At 71.9% G+C, this 17,708-nt stretch carries 18 protein-coding genes and 3 tRNA genes; 7 read left to right on the top strand and 14 right to left on the bottom strand.

Going from position 1 to position 17,708, the window contains the following annotated elements:
* Window positions 1–35: 35 nt before the first annotated feature.
* Together thiD and A3IG_RS0118325 are read right to left on the bottom strand one after the other, a co-directional pair.
* Window positions 36–851 (bottom strand): bifunctional hydroxymethylpyrimidine kinase/phosphomethylpyrimidine kinase, encoded by an 816-nt coding sequence (thiD, locus tag A3IG_RS30290; protein ID WP_018385046.1) that lies wholly within the window; start codon window positions 849–851, stop codon window positions 36–38.
* 39 nt (window positions 852–890) lie between these two features.
* Entirely contained in the window at window positions 891–1,853 is a 963-nt protein-coding gene (locus tag A3IG_RS0118325) for a thiamine-phosphate kinase (RefSeq protein WP_026220393.1), read from the bottom strand.
* Between the two features lie 143 nt (window positions 1,854–1,996).
* Between A3IG_RS0118325 and A3IG_RS0118320 the strand changes: the two genes are divergently transcribed.
* On the top strand, window positions 1,997–2,230 hold the full coding sequence (locus A3IG_RS0118320; protein ID WP_018385044.1) for an Lrp/AsnC ligand binding domain-containing protein: 234 nt from the start codon (window positions 1,997–1,999) through the stop codon (window positions 2,228–2,230).
* Window positions 2,231–2,314: 84 nt separating this feature from the next.
* Window positions 2,315–2,821, top strand: a complete 507-nt coding sequence (locus tag A3IG_RS30285) for a DUF3515 domain-containing protein (RefSeq protein WP_236719045.1) — start codon at window positions 2,315–2,317, stop codon at window positions 2,819–2,821.
* 26 nt (window positions 2,822–2,847) lie between these two features.
* On the opposite strand, the gene A3IG_RS0118310 is transcribed toward A3IG_RS30285, so the two are convergent.
* Genes A3IG_RS0118310 through A3IG_RS30280 form a run of 3 tightly spaced genes read right to left on the bottom strand, consistent with a single transcriptional unit; the run spans window position 2,848 to window position 5,850 of the window.
* Window positions 2,848–3,999 (bottom strand): D-alanine--D-alanine ligase family protein, encoded by a 1,152-nt coding sequence (locus A3IG_RS0118310; protein WP_018385042.1) that lies wholly within the window; start codon window positions 3,997–3,999, stop codon window positions 2,848–2,850.
* A 49-nt stretch (window positions 4,000–4,048) separates the two neighbouring features.
* Window positions 4,049–5,050, bottom strand: coding sequence for an NAD(P)H-dependent glycerol-3-phosphate dehydrogenase (locus A3IG_RS0118305; protein ID WP_018385041.1), 1,002 nt, complete (start codon window positions 5,048–5,050; stop codon window positions 4,049–4,051).
* Window positions 5,047–5,850, bottom strand: a complete 804-nt coding sequence (locus tag A3IG_RS30280) for a lysophospholipid acyltransferase family protein (protein ID WP_018385040.1) — start codon at window positions 5,848–5,850, stop codon at window positions 5,047–5,049. The genes A3IG_RS0118305 and A3IG_RS30280 overlap by 4 nt, the downstream gene beginning before the upstream one ends.
* 242 nt (window positions 5,851–6,092) lie before the next feature.
* Between A3IG_RS30280 and cofC the strand changes: the two genes are divergently transcribed.
* Together cofC and A3IG_RS0118290 are read left to right on the top strand one after the other, a co-directional pair.
* Window positions 6,093–6,800, top strand: coding sequence for a 2-phospho-L-lactate guanylyltransferase (gene cofC, locus A3IG_RS0118295; RefSeq protein WP_018385039.1), 708 nt, complete (start codon window positions 6,093–6,095; stop codon window positions 6,798–6,800).
* 10 nt (window positions 6,801–6,810) lie between these two features.
* On the top strand, window positions 6,811–7,032 hold the full coding sequence (locus A3IG_RS0118290) for a hypothetical protein (protein WP_018385038.1): 222 nt from the start codon (window positions 6,811–6,813) through the stop codon (window positions 7,030–7,032).
* Between the two features lie 110 nt (window positions 7,033–7,142).
* On the opposite strand, the gene A3IG_RS0118285 is transcribed toward A3IG_RS0118290, so the two are convergent.
* The 4 genes from A3IG_RS0118285 to leuC all read right to left on the bottom strand — a co-directional run bounded on the left by A3IG_RS0118285 (window position 7,143) and on the right by leuC (window position 10,283).
* Window positions 7,143–7,739 (bottom strand): HU family DNA-binding protein, encoded by a 597-nt coding sequence (locus A3IG_RS0118285; RefSeq protein ID WP_018385037.1) that lies wholly within the window; start codon window positions 7,737–7,739, stop codon window positions 7,143–7,145.
* 126 nt (window positions 7,740–7,865) lie between these two features.
* Complete coding sequence (locus A3IG_RS0118280; protein WP_018385036.1) at window positions 7,866–8,102, bottom strand: SCO5555 family protein; 237 nt, start codon at window positions 8,100–8,102, stop codon at window positions 7,866–7,868.
* A gap of 145 nt (window positions 8,103–8,247) precedes the next feature.
* Window positions 8,248–8,856 (bottom strand): 3-isopropylmalate dehydratase small subunit, encoded by a 609-nt coding sequence (leuD, locus tag A3IG_RS0118275; RefSeq protein ID WP_026220392.1) that lies wholly within the window; start codon window positions 8,854–8,856, stop codon window positions 8,248–8,250.
* A 5-nt stretch (window positions 8,857–8,861) separates the two neighbouring features.
* Window positions 8,862–10,283: a 3-isopropylmalate dehydratase large subunit gene (leuC, locus tag A3IG_RS0118270; protein WP_018385034.1), complete on the bottom strand. Its 1,422-nt coding sequence runs from the start codon at window positions 10,281–10,283 to the stop codon at window positions 8,862–8,864.
* A gap of 188 nt (window positions 10,284–10,471) precedes the next feature.
* Here leuC and ndgR point away from each other — a divergent pair, with 188 nt between their 5' ends.
* Complete coding sequence (gene ndgR / locus A3IG_RS0118265) at window positions 10,472–11,185, top strand: IclR family transcriptional regulator NdgR (RefSeq protein WP_026220391.1); 714 nt, start codon at window positions 10,472–10,474, stop codon at window positions 11,183–11,185.
* Window positions 11,186–11,397: 212 nt separating this feature from the next.
* Here the strand turns inward: ndgR and A3IG_RS0118260 are convergent.
* The 5 genes from A3IG_RS0118260 to A3IG_RS0118240 form a co-directional block, all read right to left on the bottom strand.
* Window positions 11,398–11,473 (bottom strand) — tRNA-Glu (locus tag A3IG_RS0118260).
* Between the two features lie 124 nt (window positions 11,474–11,597).
* Window positions 11,598–11,670: transfer RNA gene (locus A3IG_RS0118255), tRNA-Glu, on the bottom strand.
* Window positions 11,671–11,780: 110 nt separating this feature from the next.
* Window positions 11,781–11,852, bottom strand: a tRNA-Gln gene (locus A3IG_RS0118250).
* A gap of 164 nt (window positions 11,853–12,016) precedes the next feature.
* Window positions 12,017–12,814 (bottom strand): fumarylacetoacetate hydrolase family protein, encoded by a 798-nt coding sequence (locus tag A3IG_RS0118245; protein WP_018385032.1) that lies wholly within the window; start codon window positions 12,812–12,814, stop codon window positions 12,017–12,019.
* 116 nt (window positions 12,815–12,930) lie between these two features.
* Complete coding sequence (locus A3IG_RS0118240) at window positions 12,931–13,146, bottom strand: hypothetical protein (protein WP_018385031.1); 216 nt, start codon at window positions 13,144–13,146, stop codon at window positions 12,931–12,933.
* Window positions 13,147–13,778: 632 nt separating this feature from the next.
* Here A3IG_RS0118240 and A3IG_RS30275 point away from each other — a divergent pair.
* On the top strand, window positions 13,779–17,294 hold the full coding sequence (locus A3IG_RS30275) for a sensor histidine kinase (protein ID WP_018385030.1): 3,516 nt from the start codon (window positions 13,779–13,781) through the stop codon (window positions 17,292–17,294).
* Window positions 17,295–17,303: 9 nt separating this feature from the next.
* Window positions 17,304–17,708, top strand: a 405-nt coding sequence (locus tag A3IG_RS0118230) for a roadblock/LC7 domain-containing protein (RefSeq protein ID WP_018385029.1), incomplete at its 3' end; no start/stop codon positions are given.

Here is a 17,708-nt window from a genome sequence, read left to right as displayed (position 1 = left end):
TCGCCGGCGGCCGGCGACCCGCGCCACGGCAACGGTCAGCCGCCGCCCGCCGGTCGGTCCCCGTCCCGCCAGCGCCAGCCGTGGTCCACCGGTCCTACCCCGCCGCCCAGCGGGAACCCGCCCTCGATGGCGCGGGTGAGGTAGGCCTTGGCCCGCTCCATGGCCCGCGGCGGCTCGTCCCCGCCGGCCAGGAACGAGGCCAGTGCGCTGGCCAGGGTGCAGCCGGTCCCGTGGGTGTGCGTGTTGTCCAACCGGGGGCTGCGGTACCAGTGCTCCCGGTCCCCGTCGAACAGCAGGTCGGCGGCCTCCCCGGACAGGTGCCCGCCCTTGACCAGAACCCAGCGTGGGCCGAACGCGAGCACCGCCTCCGCGGCCCTGCGCATCTCCGACTCGTCGGTCACCCTGGTCCCGGTGAGCTGCTCCACCTCGTGCAGGTTGGGGGTGACCACGGTGGCCACCGGCAGGAGCTTCTGGCGCAGGACGTCCAGGGCGTCCGCGGCGAGCAGGGAGTCCCCGTGCTTGGAGACGCCGACCGGGTCCACCACCACCGGCACGTCCAACTCCGCGAGCAGGTCGGCGACCGTCTCGACCAGCTCGGCGGAGGCGAGCATTCCGGTCTTCACAGCCTGCACCCCGATGTCGTCCACCACGCTGCGGAACTGCTGGCGCACCGCCTCCACCGGGAGCTCCCAGAACCCCTGGACGCCCAGCGAGTTCTGCGCGGTGGCCGCGGTGACCACGCTCATGCCGTGGACGCCGAGGGCGAGCATCGTCTTCAGGTCGGCCTGGATGCCCGCACCACCGCCGGAGTCGGAGCCGGCGATGGTCAGGACACGTGGTGGTATGTGCATGACCGGCAATCTACCGGCCGGCGCCGTGTCGGCTCCGCCCTACTCCGTGGCGAAGTGGTCCCATCCGCCCGGGGCGTCCCACCTGACCCCGTCCACGGTGACCTCGGCGCGTCCGCCCGCCAGCGCGAGCACCTCACCGACGACCCGCCAGCGGGCGGGCAGCTTGGCGTCCGCGGGGAAGGTGGCCACCAGCGCGTGGTCCTCGCCTCCCGAGAGCACCCAGCGCAGCGGGTCCACCCCGACCGCCTGTCCGATGTCCGCCATCTGCGCCGGGACGTCGAAGTCCGCGCCGCGCAGGTCGATCCGCACCCCGCTGGCCTCCGCCACGTGCCCCAGGTCGGCCACCAGGCCGTCACTGACGTCGGTCATCGCGGTGGCACCGAGCTTGGCCGCGGCCGGTCCCGCGTGGTACGGCGGCTCCGGCCGGCGATGCGCCTCCACGAAGGCCCGTGGGGAGCGGAACCCGCGGGACAACACCGCGTGGCCGGCCGCCGACCACCCGAGCCAGCCGGTGACCGCGACCACGTCGCCGGGTCGCGCGCCGGAGCGGGTCACCGGTGCGGCGCCGGCGAGGTCGCCGAGCGCGGTGATCGCCACCGTGATCGCGTCCCCCCGCGTCACGTCACCGCCGACCACGGCTGCCCCCGCCACGTGGCACTCGTCCCTGATGCCGTCCATCAACTCCACGGCCCAGGTGGCGGGCAGGTCGGCGGGGAGCACCAGACCGAGCAGCAGCGCGGTGGGCACCGCGCCCATGGCGACCACGTCGGCGAGGTTCTGCGCGGCGGACTTGCGGCCCACGTCGTAGGCGGTGGACCAGTCACGGCGGAAGTGCCGCCCCTCGACCAGGACGTCGGTGGTGGCGACCACGCGCTGGTCGGGCGCGGCCACCACCGCCGCGTCGTCGCCCGGGCCGAGTTCGACCGCGGACGTGCGCGGCAACCCGGCGGTCAACTCCCGGATCAGCCCGAACTCGCCCAGCTCGCCGACGGTGCCCTTCATCTCCATGCCTCTCCCGAGTGTCGTGTCCGGGCGGCACGCCGGGCGCCACCCGTTGCGCGGGGTCTCCCCGCCCCGATCAGTGACGCGGTACGGTTGCGTCCCCACCCGCATGATCCCCCGTTTCCCCTGCCTGGAGGTCCTACGTGGTACAGGCATACATCCTGATCCAGACCGAGGTCGGCAAGGCGTCGGCCGTGGCTGAGACCATCTCTTCGATCACCGGTGTGCTCACCGCGGAGGACGTCACCGGTCCCTACGACGTGATCGTGCGCGCACAGGCCGAGAGTGTGGACGAGTTGGGCCGGATCGTGGTCGCCAAGGTGCAGCAGGTGGAAGGGATCACCCGCACGCTGACCTGCCCGGTTGTCCATATCTGACGTCGTGCTCCCTCAGCGGCGCTCCCTCCCCCGCGGCGCGGGGGCCACGGGGCCGCTGACCCAGTGGCTCAGTATGCTCGGTGGGTGAGACATCTGCGCACCCCTGGCCGGTTCCGTCGAACGGCGGGGACCGTCCTGCTGTGCGCCGTGGCGGCCCCGGCGCTGGCCGGTTGCTTCCCGACCGCCCTGGAGGTGCAGCCACCGTCCCCGCAGGGGCCGGCCGCCGAGCTCTGCCGGGCGCTGCACGTCGCGTTGCCCAAGACGGTGGACGGGGACAGGGCGCGGGATGTCGAGCCGGACTCCCCGTACACCGCCGCCTGGGGCGACCCCGCCGTGGTGCTGCGCTGCGGCACCGAACTGCCGCCGGTGCTCGACCCCTACGGCGACGCCTACGACCCCACGACCGAGGCGGTCGGGGTGGAGGGCGTGGACTGGCTGCCCGAGCAGGAGGCCGACGGGGTGAGGTTCACCACGGTGGGCCGCAGGGCCCTGGTGCAGGTGTGGGTGCCGAAGCCCCCCGGGGCCGAGGTGACCGCCCCCCTGGTGGACCTCGCCACGGCGGTCCGCCGCACGGTGCCGACACGGCTGTGACGCCGCACGGCCCCGGGGGCACGGGGTCAGCGCAGCCCGGTCCGCCGCCGCAACGCCGCCTGGATCAGCCGGTCCACCAGCTCCGGGTAGGACACGCCACTGGCCTGCCACATCCGCGGGTACATGGAGATGGGGGTGAACCCCGGCATGGTGTTGATCTCGTTGAGCACGAACTCGCCGTTCTCCAGCAGGAAGAAGTCGGCGCGGACCAGCCCCTCGCAGGACATGGCGTCGAACGCGGCGACGGCCAGCTCCTGCACCCGGGCGGTCTGTTCTCCGGTGAGCGGGGCGGGCACCAGGCACTCGGCGGAGTCGATGTACTTCGCCTCGAAGTCGTAGAAGTCGTGCTCGCTGACCGGTGGGATCTCCGCGGGGACGCTGGCCCTGGGGCCGTCCTCGAACTCCAGGACGCCGCACTCGATCTCCCGGCCGTTCAGGTGCGCCTCGACGAGCACCTTGGGGTCGTGCCGTCTGGCCTCCTCGATCGCCGGCTCGAGACCGGCCACGTCCTCCACCCGGGAGATGCCCATGCTGGACCCGGCACGGGCCGGTTTGACGAAGACCGGCCAGCCGTTGTCGGCCGTGAAGTCCACCACCCGGGCCAGGGCCGCGGACGGGTCCCGCTCCCACTCCCGGGGACGGATCACCAGGTAGGGGCCGATCGGCAGCCCGAACGAGGCGAAGACCCGCTTCATGTACTCCTTGTCCATGCCGACCGCGCTCGCCAGCACCCCGGAACCGACGTAGGGGACGTCGGAGAGCTCAAGCATGCCCTGGAGGGTGCCGTCCTCGCCGTACGGACCGTGCAGCAACGGCAGGACGACGTCCACCTCGCCCAACACCTTGGGCACCGTGCCCGGCTCGGAGTACAGCACCTCCCTGATCCCGGGATCGACCGGCAGGGCGATCGCGCCCTCGTGGTCGGCGACCTGCTCGACGCGGGGCATGGAGCGCTCGACGATGGCCATGCGTTCGGGTGCGTCGGCGGTCAGCGCCCAGCGTCCCTCGGTGGTGATGCCGATGGGCAGCACGTCGTAGACGGACCGGTCGATGGCCCGCAGCACGCTGGCGGCGGTGACCACCGACACCCCGTGTTCGGAACTGCGTCCGCCGAAGATGACCGCGACCCGCGGCTTGCGACCGGGATCCTGACCGGGAGAAGGGTGCTGGTTGCTCATGACGCGACGAGACTACCCTGACCGGCCGCGGGTGTTCCGGTCCGCCACGTCAGTGCCGTTCCGGCTTGGCCGAGCGGGACATCAGCTCCTTCAGGCCCACCAGCGGTGGTTTCCCGTGGTGCACGATGTCCACCACCGTCTCGGTGATCGGCACGTCCACGGCGTGCCGCCGGGCCAGATCGAGCACGGACTCGCAGGACTTGACCCCCTCGGCGGTCTGTCTGGTGACCGCCACCACCTGATCCACGGTCATCCCACGGCCGAGGTTGGTACCGAAGGTGTGGTTGCGGGAGAGCGGGGAGGCGCAGGTGGCGACGAGGTCACCGAGGCCGGCGAGCCCGGAGAAGGTGAGCGGGTCGGCCCCCAGCGCCACGCCGAGCCGGGTGGTCTCGGCGAGTCCGCGGGTGATCAGGGAGGCCTTGGCGTTGTCACCCAGGCCCATCCCGTCCGCGATGCCGACGGCCAGCGCGATCACGTTCTTCACCGCGCCGCCCAGTTCGCAGCCGGTGACGTCGGTGTTGGTGTAGGGACGGAAGTAAGGGGTGTGGCAGGCGGTCTGCAGCCGCCGGGCCACGGCCTCGTCGCGGCAGGCGACCACGCTCGCCGCCGGCTGGCGGTGGGCGATCTCCCTGGCCAGGTTGGGGCCGCTGAGCACCGCGACCCGCTCGGCCGGCGCGCCCGTGACCTCGGCGATCACCTCGCTCATCCGCTTCGCCGTGCCCAGCTCGATCCCCTTCATCAGCGAGACCAGCACGGTCTTGGGGGACAGCACCGGCGTCCAGGCCGCCAGGTTGCCGCGCAGGGTCTGCGCGGGCACGGCCAGCACGGTGAACTCCGCGCCCTCGGCCGCGGCGGACGGGTCGGTGGTCGCCCGCACCCGCTCCGGCAGGGCGACTTCGGGGAGGTAGTCCGGGTTGGCCCGGGTGGCGTTCAGGGCCTCGACGAGCTCGGGCCGACGCCCCCACAGCGTCACCTCACAGCCGGCGTCGGCGAGGACCACGGCGAACGCCGTCCCCCAGGATCCGGTGCCGAAAACGGCCACACGCGTCACTGCGTCTCCTCGTTCCTCGCCTGCGGGTCCTGCGGTGTTCGAGTACCCGGCGGTCCCGTGGGGGGCCGGGACGCGGACGTCCGGGTCCACGTCTGTGGGTTGGCGGCACGCCGCCTTGCCGGGACGGGCTGCTGGCGCAGCTCGGCGAGGAGTTCGGTCACCGCGTCCATGATCGTGTCAGTGGCGGCGCGCAGCACCTCGGGGGTGGGTTCCCGGTCCAGGTAGGCGGAAAGGTCCACCGGTGGTCCCGCGAGCACCCGCAGTGTCTTGCGGGGCAGCAACCACACCCGCCGACGTCCGGTGTGCGGCGGCAGGGCCTCGTTCGCCCCCCACTGGGCGACCGGGATGACGGGGGCCCGGGTGCTCAGCGCCATCCGCGCCACACCGGTCTTTCCGGTCATCGGCCACTGGTCGGGGTCCAGGGTCCGGGTGCCCTCAGGATAGACGACCACGCACTCGCCGGAGTCCACCGCGGCCACCGCATCGCGGACCGCGTCCGCCGCCCGCGCGGTCCCCCGGTGGACCGGGATCTGTCCGGCGCCGCGGAGCACCCTCCCGACGAACGGGGTCCGGAAAAGCTCGGCCTTCACCATGAATCGGGGCACCCGACCGGTGCTGTACTGAAAGTGACCGTAGGAGAACGGATCGAGATACGAGTTGTGGTTGACCACGGCGATGAATCCGCCCTCGTCGGGAATGTGCTCCATTCCCCGCCAGTCCCGCGCGAACAACAGCAGCAGCGGCGGTTTGCACACCCCCACGGCCAGGCGGTACCAGAAGCCGATCCTGCGGCGGGGCACGGCGAACGTCCTCCTCACGTCCCCGCGGACGGCGCACCCGGGGCGGCCCGGGCGACGGCGGCCGGGCGGACCGGAGCCGCCGGGGCCCGTTCGGGGCCGGGATCCGCGGTCTGTTCCAGAGCAGCCACGGTAACTCCCCGCCCAGGCGACGGCACGGGGACGGCGAGCCGGAAGCCACGGGCGGGACGGGAGGGACGGGAGGCAGGCAGCGGGGCGGGGGCGGGGCGAGGACAATGGGCGCGATGTCGCACTCGTCCGCGCCGCAAGAGCCGGCCACCGTGCCACGCGCCGCCCGTGACCACGGGACCGACGGGTGGGCCCTGGTGCTGCCGCTGAAGCCGCTGGCCGTGGCCAAGAGCCGGCTGACCGACTACGCCGGGCCCCTGCGTCCGGGGCTTGCGCTGGCCTTCGCCAAGGACACGGTGGCCGCGGCGCTGCGCTGTCCGGCGGTGGAGCGGCTGCTCGTGGTCACCGACGACCCAGCGGCGCGGGAGGCGCTGGCGGCACTCGGTGCGCTGGTGGTGCCCGACGCCCCGGGCAGCGGGCTCAACGCGGCGCTGGCCCACGGGGCGGCCCTGCTCCGGGAGGCGCGCCCGGAGGCGCCGGTGGGGGCGCTCTCCGCCGACCTGCCGGCACTGCGGCCGGCGGAGCTGGGGCGGGTGCTCGCGGCGGCACGGGGCCCTCGGCGGGCGTTCCTCGCCGACGCGGCGGGGGTGGGGACGACGCTGCTCACCGCGGCCCCCGGGGTGGCGCTGCGGCCGGCGTTCGGCGGGGCGTCCCGGGAGCGGCACCGGGCCTCCGGAGCGAGGGAGATCACACTGCCGCGGGTGGATTCGGTGCGACGGGACGTGGACACCGGGGATGACCTGCGCCAGGCGTGGCTGCTCGGGGTGGGGCCGTGCACCCGGGCCGCCGCGGCGCCGCTGACCGTTGACGGCGCGAGCCCTTAGGCTGCTGGCCATGCAGGCCACGGCTTACACGTTCTCCCAGGACACGCGCTGCGGCAGCGTGCTGCTCGACGACGGCACCCCGGTGCCGTTCGACGCAGCGGCGTTCGACTCCGGGGGGCTGCTGCGACTGCGCCCCGGGCAGCGGGTGCGCGTCAGGACCGAGGGTGCGGGGGACGCCCGCCGCGTGGTGTTCGTCACCCTGGCGACGTTCCCCGATCCGGAGGCCGACTGAAGGGGACTCGCCGCCCGACCCGGGTCCGGCGGCGGGGCGTTCACGACCGGCGCCGCGGGCCGGACACCCGTCGGGGCGAGCCCGGCCCGAAGGCGGCTGTCGTTGGAGGGTCAGCGTCTGGCGGCGCGCTTCGCGGTCATCTTCCGTGCGGATGACCGCTGGGCGGGGGCCTTCTTGGCGGTGCTCTTCTTGGCCGGGGCCTTCTTGGCCGTGGTCTTCTTCGCCGTCTTCTTGGCGGTCGTCTTCTTCGCCGTGGCCTTCTTGGCCGCGGTGGTCTTGGCCGCGGTGGTCTTGGCCGTCGCCTTCTTGGCGGGGGCCTTCTTCGCCGCGGCCCGCTTCGCCGCCGCCTTGGTCGTGGTCCGGGCGGAAACGCCGCCGGTGAGACTGCCCTTGGGCGCCTTCTTCACCGAGGGACCGGTCTTCGGCAGCTTCTTGGATCCGCTGACGAGGTCCTTGAACCCCTGGCCCGCACGGAAACGCGGCACCGAGGTCTTCTTCACCCGCACCCGTTCCCCGGTCTGCGGATTGCGTGCGTAACGGGCCGGCCGGTCCACCTTCTCGAACGAACCGAAGCCGGTGACAGAGACCCGTTCACCCGCGACCACCGCGCGGACGATGACGTCGAGGACGGCATCGACCGCGTCGGCGGCGGCCTTTCGCCCTCCTACTTGATCGGCCACCGCCTCGACAAGCTGCGCCTTGTTCACGTCTTCCCCTTCGGAAACCACGCCACGAACATTCCGTTCAGGCTTTTTTGCACGTTAGGCAGATATAAACCACCAAATCAATCACTGAACGGACGAGTCACCCTACTGACGCAACGGATTCGGCTGTCAGGGACGCTTTGTGACGTCGGGACCGGCCTCGTCGAGCTCCTGCATGAGTCGGTCAAGGCGCCGTGCCGCGTGGGCGAGATCGTGCTTCGCGGCCGCGGTGATCACCAGCAGCCTCCGGGTCAGGGTCGCCGCTGCCGGCTCGGGGAGGTCCAAGGCCCGCACCCGGGCATGGGCCTGCTTCAACCGGGCGGCGAACACCGCGTAGAGCTCCAGGTCGTCCTCGCCGCGGTCCATGCGCCGATTGTGGCAGCTCGCACGGGTTGTCCGGTGTGGGCGGTCCCCCAACGGCGAGGCGCCCCGCCGAAGCGGGGCGCCTTTGCGTGTCCTCGTCCGGCCGCCAACTCGGCCGGGCGACGGTGGGATCGGGGTCCGTGATCCCTCAGACTGTCAGGGTCCGGGGCTTGAACGAGGCGCGGGTCGCCTCGTACGCCGCGATGAGCTCCTCCTCGCGGAGGGTGAGACTGATGTCGTCGAGCCCCTGCAACAGCCGTGTGCGGGCGTTGTCGTCCAGCTCGAAGTCGGCGACCAGTTCCGTTCCGTCGGCGGCGACCGCACGCACCTGGCGCTCGACCAGGTCAACGGTGAACCGCGCGTCCGGCTCCGACTCGGTCAGCTCCCACAGCCCGTCCACCGTCTCCTGCGGGAGGATCACGGTGAGCAGCCCGTTCTTCAGCGAGTTGCCCCGGAAGATGTCGGCGAAGCGCGAGGAGATCACGGCCTTGAAGCCGTAGTTCTGCAACGCCCACACCGCGTGCTCCCGGGACGACCCGGTGCCGAAGTCGGGGCCGGCGACCAGCACGGTCGCCCCCTGCCGCTCGGGCTGGTTGAGCACGAACTCCGGGTCCTTGCGCCACGCCTCGAACAGGCCGTCCTCGAAGCCGGTGCGGGTGACCTTCTTCAGCCAGTGGGCCGGGATGATCTGGTCGGTGTCGACGTTGCTGCGGCGCAGCGGCACGGCCCGGCCGGTGTGTGTGGTGAACGCTTCCATGCTGCTCACACCTCCACGGTGGTCGTCGCGTCAAGGTCGGACGGGGAGGACAGCCGCCCGCGGACCGCGGTGGCGGCGGCGACCTGAGGGGAGACGAGGTGGGTGCGTCCGCCCTTGCCCTGGCGGCCCTCGAAGTTGCGGTTGGAGGTGGACGCGGAGCGCTCCCCGGGGGAGAGCTGGTCCGGGTTCATCCCCAGGCACATAGAGCACCCGGCGTGTCTCCACTCGGCACCGGCCTCGGTGAACACCCGGTCCAGACCCTCGTCCACCGCCTGGAGCGCGACCCGTACCGACCCGGGGACGACCAGCATCCGCACCCCGTCAGCGACCCTGCGCCCCTTCAGCACCGAGGCCGCAGAGCGCAGGTCCTCGATCCGTCCGTTGGTGCAGGAGCCGACGAAGACGGTGTCCACCCTCACCTCCCGGAGCGGCTGACCCGGAGTCAGGTCCATGTACTCCAGGGCGTTCTGCGCCGCCAGGCGGTCGCTGGCGTCGTCGAACGAGGCCGGGTCCGGCACGGAGGCGCTCAGCGGAGCGCCCTGGCCAGGGTTGGTGCCCCAGGTGACGAACGGGGCCAGCTCGGCGGCGTCGATGAACACCTCGTGGTCGAAGACCGCGTCGTCGTCGGTCCGCAGGGTCTTCCAGTACTCCACCGCGGCGTCCCACTCCGCGCCCTCGGGCGCGTGGGGCCGACCCCTGAGGTACTCGAAGGTGGTCTCGTCAGGGGCGATCATGCCGGCCCGCGCGCCGGCCTCGATGGACATGTTGCAGATGGTCATCCGCGCCTCCATGGACAGCGCGCGGATGGCCGAGCCGCGGTACTCGATCACGTACCCCTGGCCCCCGCCGGTGCCGATCCTGGCGATGATCGCCAGGATCAGGTCCTTGGCGGTGACGTCCGCGGGCAGCTCGCCCTCGACGGTGATCGCCATGGTCCGGAAAGGGGACAGCGGCAGCGTCTGGGTGGCCAGCACGTGCTCGACCTGGCTGGTCCCGATGCCGAAGGCCAGCGCGCCGAACGCGCCGTGGGTGGAGGTGTGGCTGTCTCCGCAGACCACGGTGGTGCCCGGCTGGGTCAGCCCGAGCTGGGGACCGACGACGTGGACCACGCCCTGCTCCACGTCGCCCAGCGAGTGCAGCCGCACCCCGAACTCGGCGCAGTTCCGGCGCAGCGTCTCGAGCTGGGCGCGGGACACCGGGTCGGCGATGGGCTTGTCGATGTCGAGGGTGGGGGTGTTGTGGTCCTCGGTCGCAAGGGTGAGGTCGGTGCGCCGCACCTTCCTGCCGCTCAGCCTCAGCCCATCGAACGCCTGCGGGCTGGTGACCTCGTGCAGGAGGTGCAGGTCGATGTAGAGCAGGTCGGGCTCGCCGTCGGCGCGCCGCACGACATGGTCATCCCAGACCTTCTCCGCGAGTGTCCGTCCCATCACATTCCCTCCGGCCGGCGTCGCTGCCGGCCTGCTCGTGGCGTGTGCACCGGCAGCGGCCCGACCGGTGGGTTCACCAGCGGGCGAAGCGGTGCGTGCGGGGTGTTCCCCGAGCTTTCTCCCAAGATTGACGGCTTCCCTCGAGAAATGAACTTGCGTTTCACGATGTGAGACCTCAGTATCGGCTCATGGACAACTCTAGCGGCGTCGGAGTTCTCGACAAGGCTGCGCTGGTGATGGCAGCGCTGGAATCCGGTCCGGCCACGCTCGCCGGACTGGTCGCCGCGACGGGTCTCGCCCGTCCCACGGCACACCGGCTCGCGGTCGCGCTCGAGCACCACCGACTGGTGGCACGGGACATGCAGGGCCGGTTCATCCTGGGGCCGAGGCTCGGCGAGCTGGCCGCGGCCGCCGGTGAGGACCGGCTGCTCGCCGCGGCCGGCCCGGTGCTGACCCACCTGAGGGACGTCACGGGTGAGAGCGCCCAGCTCTACCGGCGCCAGGGCGACATGCGGATCTGCGTCGCCGCCGCGGAACGGCTCTCCGGGCTCCGGGACACCGTCCCGGTGGGCAGCACCCTGCCGATGAAGGCGGGGTCCGCCGCCCAGGTGCTGTTGGCCTGGGAGGAGCCGGAGCGGCTGCACCGCGGGCTCCAGGGCGCCCGGTTCACCGCCACCGCGCTGTCCGGGGTGCGGCGCCGGGGTTGGGCTCAGTCCATCGGTGAGCGCGAGCCGGGCGTGGCCTCGGTCTCCGCCCCGGTGCGCGGCCCGTCGAACCGGGTGGTCGCCGCGGTCTCCGTGTCGGGCCCCATCGAACGGCTCACCCGGCACCCGGGTCGGATGCACGCCCAGGCCGTGATGGACGCGGCGGGCCGCCTCACCGAGTCGCTGCGCCGCGGCTAGGTGCGCACACCCAGGCGCCGTTCCGACGACGGGAAGGCCCCGGCCGGCGTCCCGCTCCCGGCGCTGCCGAGGAGCCCCGCACCGGCCCGGCCGCGGCCCGCCGAAGTGCGGTGATCACGGTGTTGAGCCGACGCGCGCCGCACAGCAACAAGGCCCCTGACCTGGCGGTAAGCCGGTCCGGGGCCTTCTGTTGCCTGTCGTGCGCGTTCCTGTGGTACCCCCGACCGGATTCGAACCGGCGCTACTGCCTTGAGAGGGCAGCGTGCTAGGCCGCTACACAACGGGGGCCCTGGCGATCCTGTGCTCATCGCCTCCGGGAAAGTGATGCCGTGCGGCAGGACTGTCATCCGGATGGTGACGGTGCGCACCTTCCCCCCGGGCCTTGGCCCGCCTGGGAGAAGGAGAGGATCTGTACCCCCGACCGGATTCGAACCGGCGCTACTGCCTTGAGAGGGCAGCGTGCTAGGCCGCTACACAACGGGGGCCCTACCTTGGAACTTCACACTCGGCCACCCCCTTCACATCTGCCACTCCCATCGCGCACAGGCGACTCGAGAGCGACAGCTACAGAGGGTGCGACCAGCGGGAACTCCCGCTGGGGTACCAGGACTCGAACCTAGACTAACGGAGCCAGAATCCGTCGGGCTGCCAATTACCCCATACCCCACTGCTCCATCCCCGGGACACTGAATCTCCCCGAGGGATGTCGCTTGGCTTGCGTCTCCGCTGCGACCTGGTGGCCGCCTCGGTGGCGCAGGAAGAACATTACCCGATCCGGCGGGCGCTCCAAAATCGAATAACCCGCCGGCATCCGGCCCGGTCCGCCGGCGGTCAGGAGCGGGAGACCACCTGGTTGGTCAGCGTGCCGATGCCCTCGATGGAGACCGCGACCTCGTCACCCGCGGTGACGGGGCCGACACCGGCGGGGGTTCCGGTGAGCAGGACGTCACCGGGCAACAGCGTCATCGCCTCGGTGATGTGCACGATCAGGTCACTGATCGAGTGGATCATCTCCGCGGTGCGGCCGGCCTGGCGCAGCTCGCCGTTGACCGTGCAGGTGATCGCGAGGTCGGCGGGGTCGAGCGCGGTCTCGATCCAGGGCCCCAGCGGGCAGGAGCCGTCGAAGCCCTTGGCCCGGGCCCACTGCTTCTCCGCCTTCTGCACGTCGCGGGCGGTGATGTCGTTGGCGCAGGTGTAGCCGAGGATCACGTCCGGAACCCGCTCCGGCGGCACCTCCCTGCACATCCGTCCGATGACCACGGCCAGCTCGGCCTCGTGGTGCACCTCGGTGGAGAACGCGGGGTAGGTGATGGGGTCGCCCGGGCCGATCACCGAGGTGGACGGCTTGAAGAAGGCGATGGGGCGTTCCGGAACCTCGTTGCCGAGCTCCGCGGCGTGCTCGGCGTAGTTCCGCCCGATGGCGACGACCTTGCTCGGCAGCACCGGGGGGAGCAGGCGGACCTTGCCCAGTGGGACCTTCCGGCCGGTGGTGGTGAAGTCACCGAACGGATGCCCCTTGATGATGTCGAGGACGAGATCGTCCGCGTCAGCGGGAGCCGTCGCCGAGCGGTCACCCTCGACCACTCCGAACCCGACGGTCCCGTCGATGGAGAACCTGGCAATGCGCACGGCTCGCTGCCGCCCCTTCGGTCGATGGACGCCGGGACACGGGCCCCCGGAATGCGGGACCCGTGTCCTGTCGGCCCTAGGTTAACGATCGGGGCGGCGCTGCCGGAGCCGGCGGTTCAGGCCGCGGGGGCGTCCACCACGACGGTGCGGTTGGGGTTGGCCGTGGTCAGCGGGGTCTCCACCGCCGGCGGAGCCTGCTCAACCGCCGGGTCCGCGCCGTCCTGGGTGACACCGCCTGACAGGCTGACCTTGTCCAGTGCGCCCTTCTCCAGGTGCGCCAGGGTGGTGCGCCGGGGGTTGGCTATGGACCGGGAGTTCAGCGTGGTCTTCATCGCGCGGAGTCAACCTCGTGTCGTGTCGGGAACGGTCATGGGAAACGGTCGTGCCGGACCAGGTTCATGCAGGGGGCTCGCGTCGGGAACGGGCGACGAGCCAGCTTCGGTGGACAGCAACCGCCCTCACGTAAACCAGCACGCTAAACCTGCGTAACACCCCAGCACCGTGACATTCGCCACTGCGACGCTGTGATTTTGCTCACCCAGGGAACGGCAAACACCCAAGAAACCCATCATACCGGACATGGGGATGATCCCGGCATTACCCTCGAGCGTCGCCTTCCACGCTCCCAAAAGAGCTGTGGGACAGGAGTTCGCCGAGTCCGGAGTGTCCACAAAGTGACAATATCTGTCAGAGAGACCTCCACCAACAGTGACAGTTCACGTGCGGAACGTTGCATAATCCGCTCGCTCTACCTCCGCCCTTGTTGGCGCTGCTGGCCTGTGCTGGAATTCCACGGACCGCCGACTCACTACCCCGCTCGCGCGATATGGAGCGCGACGACCCGGGAGGCGGTCCAACAGGGCACGTGTCGGCCGCTCGGCCAACGGATGGGCACGAGCCCTCAAGACTCGACACCGTCCCGCCGCCCGCGCGGGGGACGCCTGGTCCAGAGGTTGCGACGCTAGTGCAGGGACGTATCAAGAAGGATGGCGGCGCTGCGGGCGACCCGGAGCAGCGCGGCGGGGCAGGCCCTGACGCCGCGCCGCAGGTCGCACCGGCTGCCGATGCCGCGGCAACGCCGAAGCCGAAGGGCTCGGACGGTGAGAACGGCGGTGCCGCACCGATCGACCCACTGGACCGGCCGGTGTCGCGAATACGGCTGCGGAACTGGCGGATCAGCACGCGCCTGGTGGCGCTGCTCACCCTCCCCGTGGTCGCCGCCACCTCCCTGGGCGCGCTGCGCATCCAGAGCTCGCTGGAGGAGGTGGACAAGCTCGAGCACATGGACCAGCTCACCACGTTGACCGAGCGGGCCACCAAGCTCGCCGACGCCCTCCAGGCAGAGCGGGACATGACGGCCGGGCCGTTGATCCGCGGTCGGAAGAGCGACGACCAGATCAAGGCCAGCCGGAACGCGACGGACAAGGCCTCGGAGTCCTTCCACAACGCCAGCGAGGCGGTCCCGGAGGACGACGACAACCTGACGGGTGTCCGCAACACGCTGGTGCAGATCGAGAACCAGCTCCACGAACTCAACCGGATCCGTGCCCGGGCCTACGACAACCCGAGCTACGTGTCCCCCACCGCCGAGGGCTACAGCCAGCTCGTCGAGGGACTCCTGTCCCTCTCCCAGGACATGGCCCAGGCCTCCGGCAGCCCCGAGATGATCCAGCGCACCCGCGCGCTGAGCGCCTTCTCCTCCTCCAAGGAGGCGTACTCGGTGCAGCGCGCCATCCTGGCCGCGGCCCTCGCCAGGGACGACGGCCCCGCGCTCAGCGAGAACGACCGGTACTTCGCCCGCACCACCTACACCACCGAGCGCAGCGCCCGGAGCCGGTTCGAGGCCATCTACGGTGACGACGCCGACGAGTTGCTCAAGGGCGTCGACGGTGACGTGGTGGACATCAAGCTCGCGGACAAGTTCCGCGAGCGCGCGGTCAACTACGAGAACGGCATCAAGTCCGAGAAGATGTCGTACCTGGACTGGATCGACCGCTCCTCCGCCAAGATGGAGGCGATGGAGGCGGTCCAGACCGAGCTGCTCTCCCAGATGGCCAAGCAGGCCAAGAAGCTCCGCGACGAGGCGCAGCGGGAGGCACTGCTCAACGGGGCGATGATCCTGATCGTCCTGGGGGTGGCGGTGGTCGGCGCCGCCGTGGTGGCCCGCTCCATGATCCGCTCGCTGCGGCGGGTCCAGGACACCGCCCAGGAGGTCGCGCAGCACCGGCTCCCGGAACTGGTCAAGCACCTGTCAGAGGCCGATCCACAGGAGATCGACACCAGTGTGCAGTCCATCGGCCTGAACTCCCGCGACGAGATCGGGCGGGTGGCCAAGGCCTTCGACGAGGTGCACCGCGAGGCCGTCCGGTTGGCGTCGGAGCAGGCGCTGCTCCGCGGAAACGTCAACGCGATGTTCACCAACCTCTCCCGGCGCAGCCAGGGCCTCATCCAGCGTCAGCTCAGCCTCATCTCCGAGCTGGAGAGCCGCGAGGCCGACCCGGACCAGCTCTCCAGCCTGTTCAAGCTGGACCACCTGGCCACCCGCATGCGCCGCAACGGCGAGAACCTCCTGGTCCTCGCGGGCGAGGAGCCGGGGCGCCGGTGGACCCGCCCGGTCCCGCTGGTGGACGTGCTGCGCGCCGCCGCCTCCGAGGTGGAGCAGTACGAGCGGATCGAACTGACCGCGGTGCCCTCGACCGAGGTGGCCGGTCGTGTGGTCAACGACCTGGTGCACCTGCTCGCCGAGCTGCTGGAGAACGCGACCTCGTTCTCCAGTCCCCAGACCAGGGTGCGGGTCACCGGTCACGCCCTTCCCGACGGGCGGGTGCTCATCGAGATCCACGACACCGGGATCGGCCTGTCCCCCGAGGACCTGGCCGACATCAACGAGCGGCTGGCGAACCCGCCGACCGTGGACGTGTCGGTCTCCCGCCGCATGGGCCTGTTCGTGGTCGGTCGGCTCTCCCTGCGGCACGGCATCCGCATCCAGCTCCGCCCCAGCGACTCGGGCGGCACGACGGCGCTGGTCATGCTGCCGGTGGACATCACCCAGGGCGGCAGCGCCCCGCGGCCCGGCGGCAACCGGCAGCAGGCCCCGGCCGCGGGCGGCCCCCAGCAGGGCCAGCCCGGGGCGTTCCCGGCCGGTGCCGGCGCGGGTCCGGCCGGCCGCGGCCCCGAGTCGTCGCAGCGCCAGAACGCCGACAACCGGGCCCAGTCCGGACCGGTCAGGACCGGTCCGGCGCCGGTCGCCGCGGACCGCAACGACAACCGTTCCGAGCGCGACGGGAACCCCCAGTCCGGGAGCCAGCCGCCGAACCGCACCCTGCCTCCGCCCCCGCTGCCCACCAGGTCGCATCCGGCCCGTCCCCAACCGGCACCGCAGTCGGCCCACGTCGCACCCCCGCAGGCGCCCCCGAGCCGCCCGCGGCAGGACCCGTCCGACCCGCCGGTCCCACCGCAGGCGCACTCCCCGCGCGGTCAGCAGCCCGCTGACGCGGCCCCCTGGGCCGGGCTCTTCCGGGACGCGCCCGAGCGGACCGCGACCCCGCCGGACGGCACCCCCGTTCCCGGGCACCCGGGCTGGGCCGAGCCCGCGGGGGCCCAGGACGGGCATGGCCGGGTGGAGTCCACCCTGCAGTTCGAGGCGGTGCGCGGCGGCGACGAGGAACGTCCCGTGCCCCAGCGGCCGGAACCGCCGACGCCGCAGCCGTTCCCCAGCCAACCCCCGCACCGGGCCGAGGTACACCGGCCCGAACCGCCGCTGCCCCAGCCGCTGCGGCCCGAGCAGCACCAGCCGGAGCAGCACCCCTTCGAGCAGCGCCGCCCGGATCCGCAGCTCCCCGCTGCCGCCGAGCCGATGGCGCTGCCTCCGGCGCCGAGCAACGCCGACGAGCGGACCCCGATCTTCGACACCATGGAGTCGAACTGGTTCCGTTCCCGCACCGGTCGGGCCGACCGTCTGGCGGCGGCGCAGAGCCACGAGGCCGCGCACGAGGTGCCGGGAACCACCGACGCGGCACGGCCCACGCCGCCGCCGCCCGCACCCGCCCCCCAGCGGGCGCAGGCACCCGCCGCACAGCCCGCCGCCGGACGTCCGCCCCTGCCCAGCCGTTCCCCCCGGAGCCAACAGGAGCCGTCCAGCGCACCCCAGGCGCAGCCGCAGGCCGCGGTCCCCGACACCGCTTCGGCGCAGTGGCGACCCTCCGCCAACGACGAGCGGTGGCGTCGGGCCGAGCAGGTCCGCGAGCCCCAGGCCGGCGGAGTCACCTCCTCGGGCCTGCCCCGCCGGGTGCCCCGGGCCAACCTGGTCCCGGGCAGGGCACAGCAGGAGCAGCAGGCCCAGCCAAGCGGGCCCCAGGTTTCCCGCGCGCCCGACGAGGTGCGCGGTCGGCTGACGAACCTCCGCCGCGGCATCCAGCAGGGCCGGCAGGCCGGTGGTACCGACGGCCGCGGTTTCAGTCCCAATCACCAGGAGCGTTAGTTGAGTGCCATGAGCCAGGCGGCGCAGAACCTGAACTGGTTGATCACCAACTTCGTGGACAACACCCCGGGTGTTTCCCACACCGTGGTGGTCTCCGCGGACGGTCTGCTGCTGGCCATGTCCGAGGGCTTCCCCCGTGACCGCGCCGACCAGCTCGCCGCCGTCGCCTCCGGCCTGACCTCCCTCACCGCCGGAGCCTCCCGCATCTTCGAAGGCGGACACGTCAACCAGACCGTGGTGGAGATGGAACGCGGGTTCCTGTTCATCATGGCCATCTCCGACGGCTCCTCCCTGGCCGTACTCGCCCACCCCGAGTGCGACATCGGCCTGGTCGGCTACGAGATGGCACTCCTGGTCGACCGGGCAGGAACCGTCCTCACCCCCGACCTCCGCGCCGAACTCCAAGGCAGCCTG

It is taken from the genome of Wenjunlia vitaminophila DSM 41686 (genome assembly GCF_000380165.1).
Lineage (GTDB): Bacteria > Actinomycetota > Actinomycetes > Streptomycetales > Streptomycetaceae > Wenjunlia > Wenjunlia vitaminophila.
The sequence above is the reverse complement of the archived record's forward strand: the minus strand, read 5'-3'. Positions and strand labels throughout refer to the sequence as shown.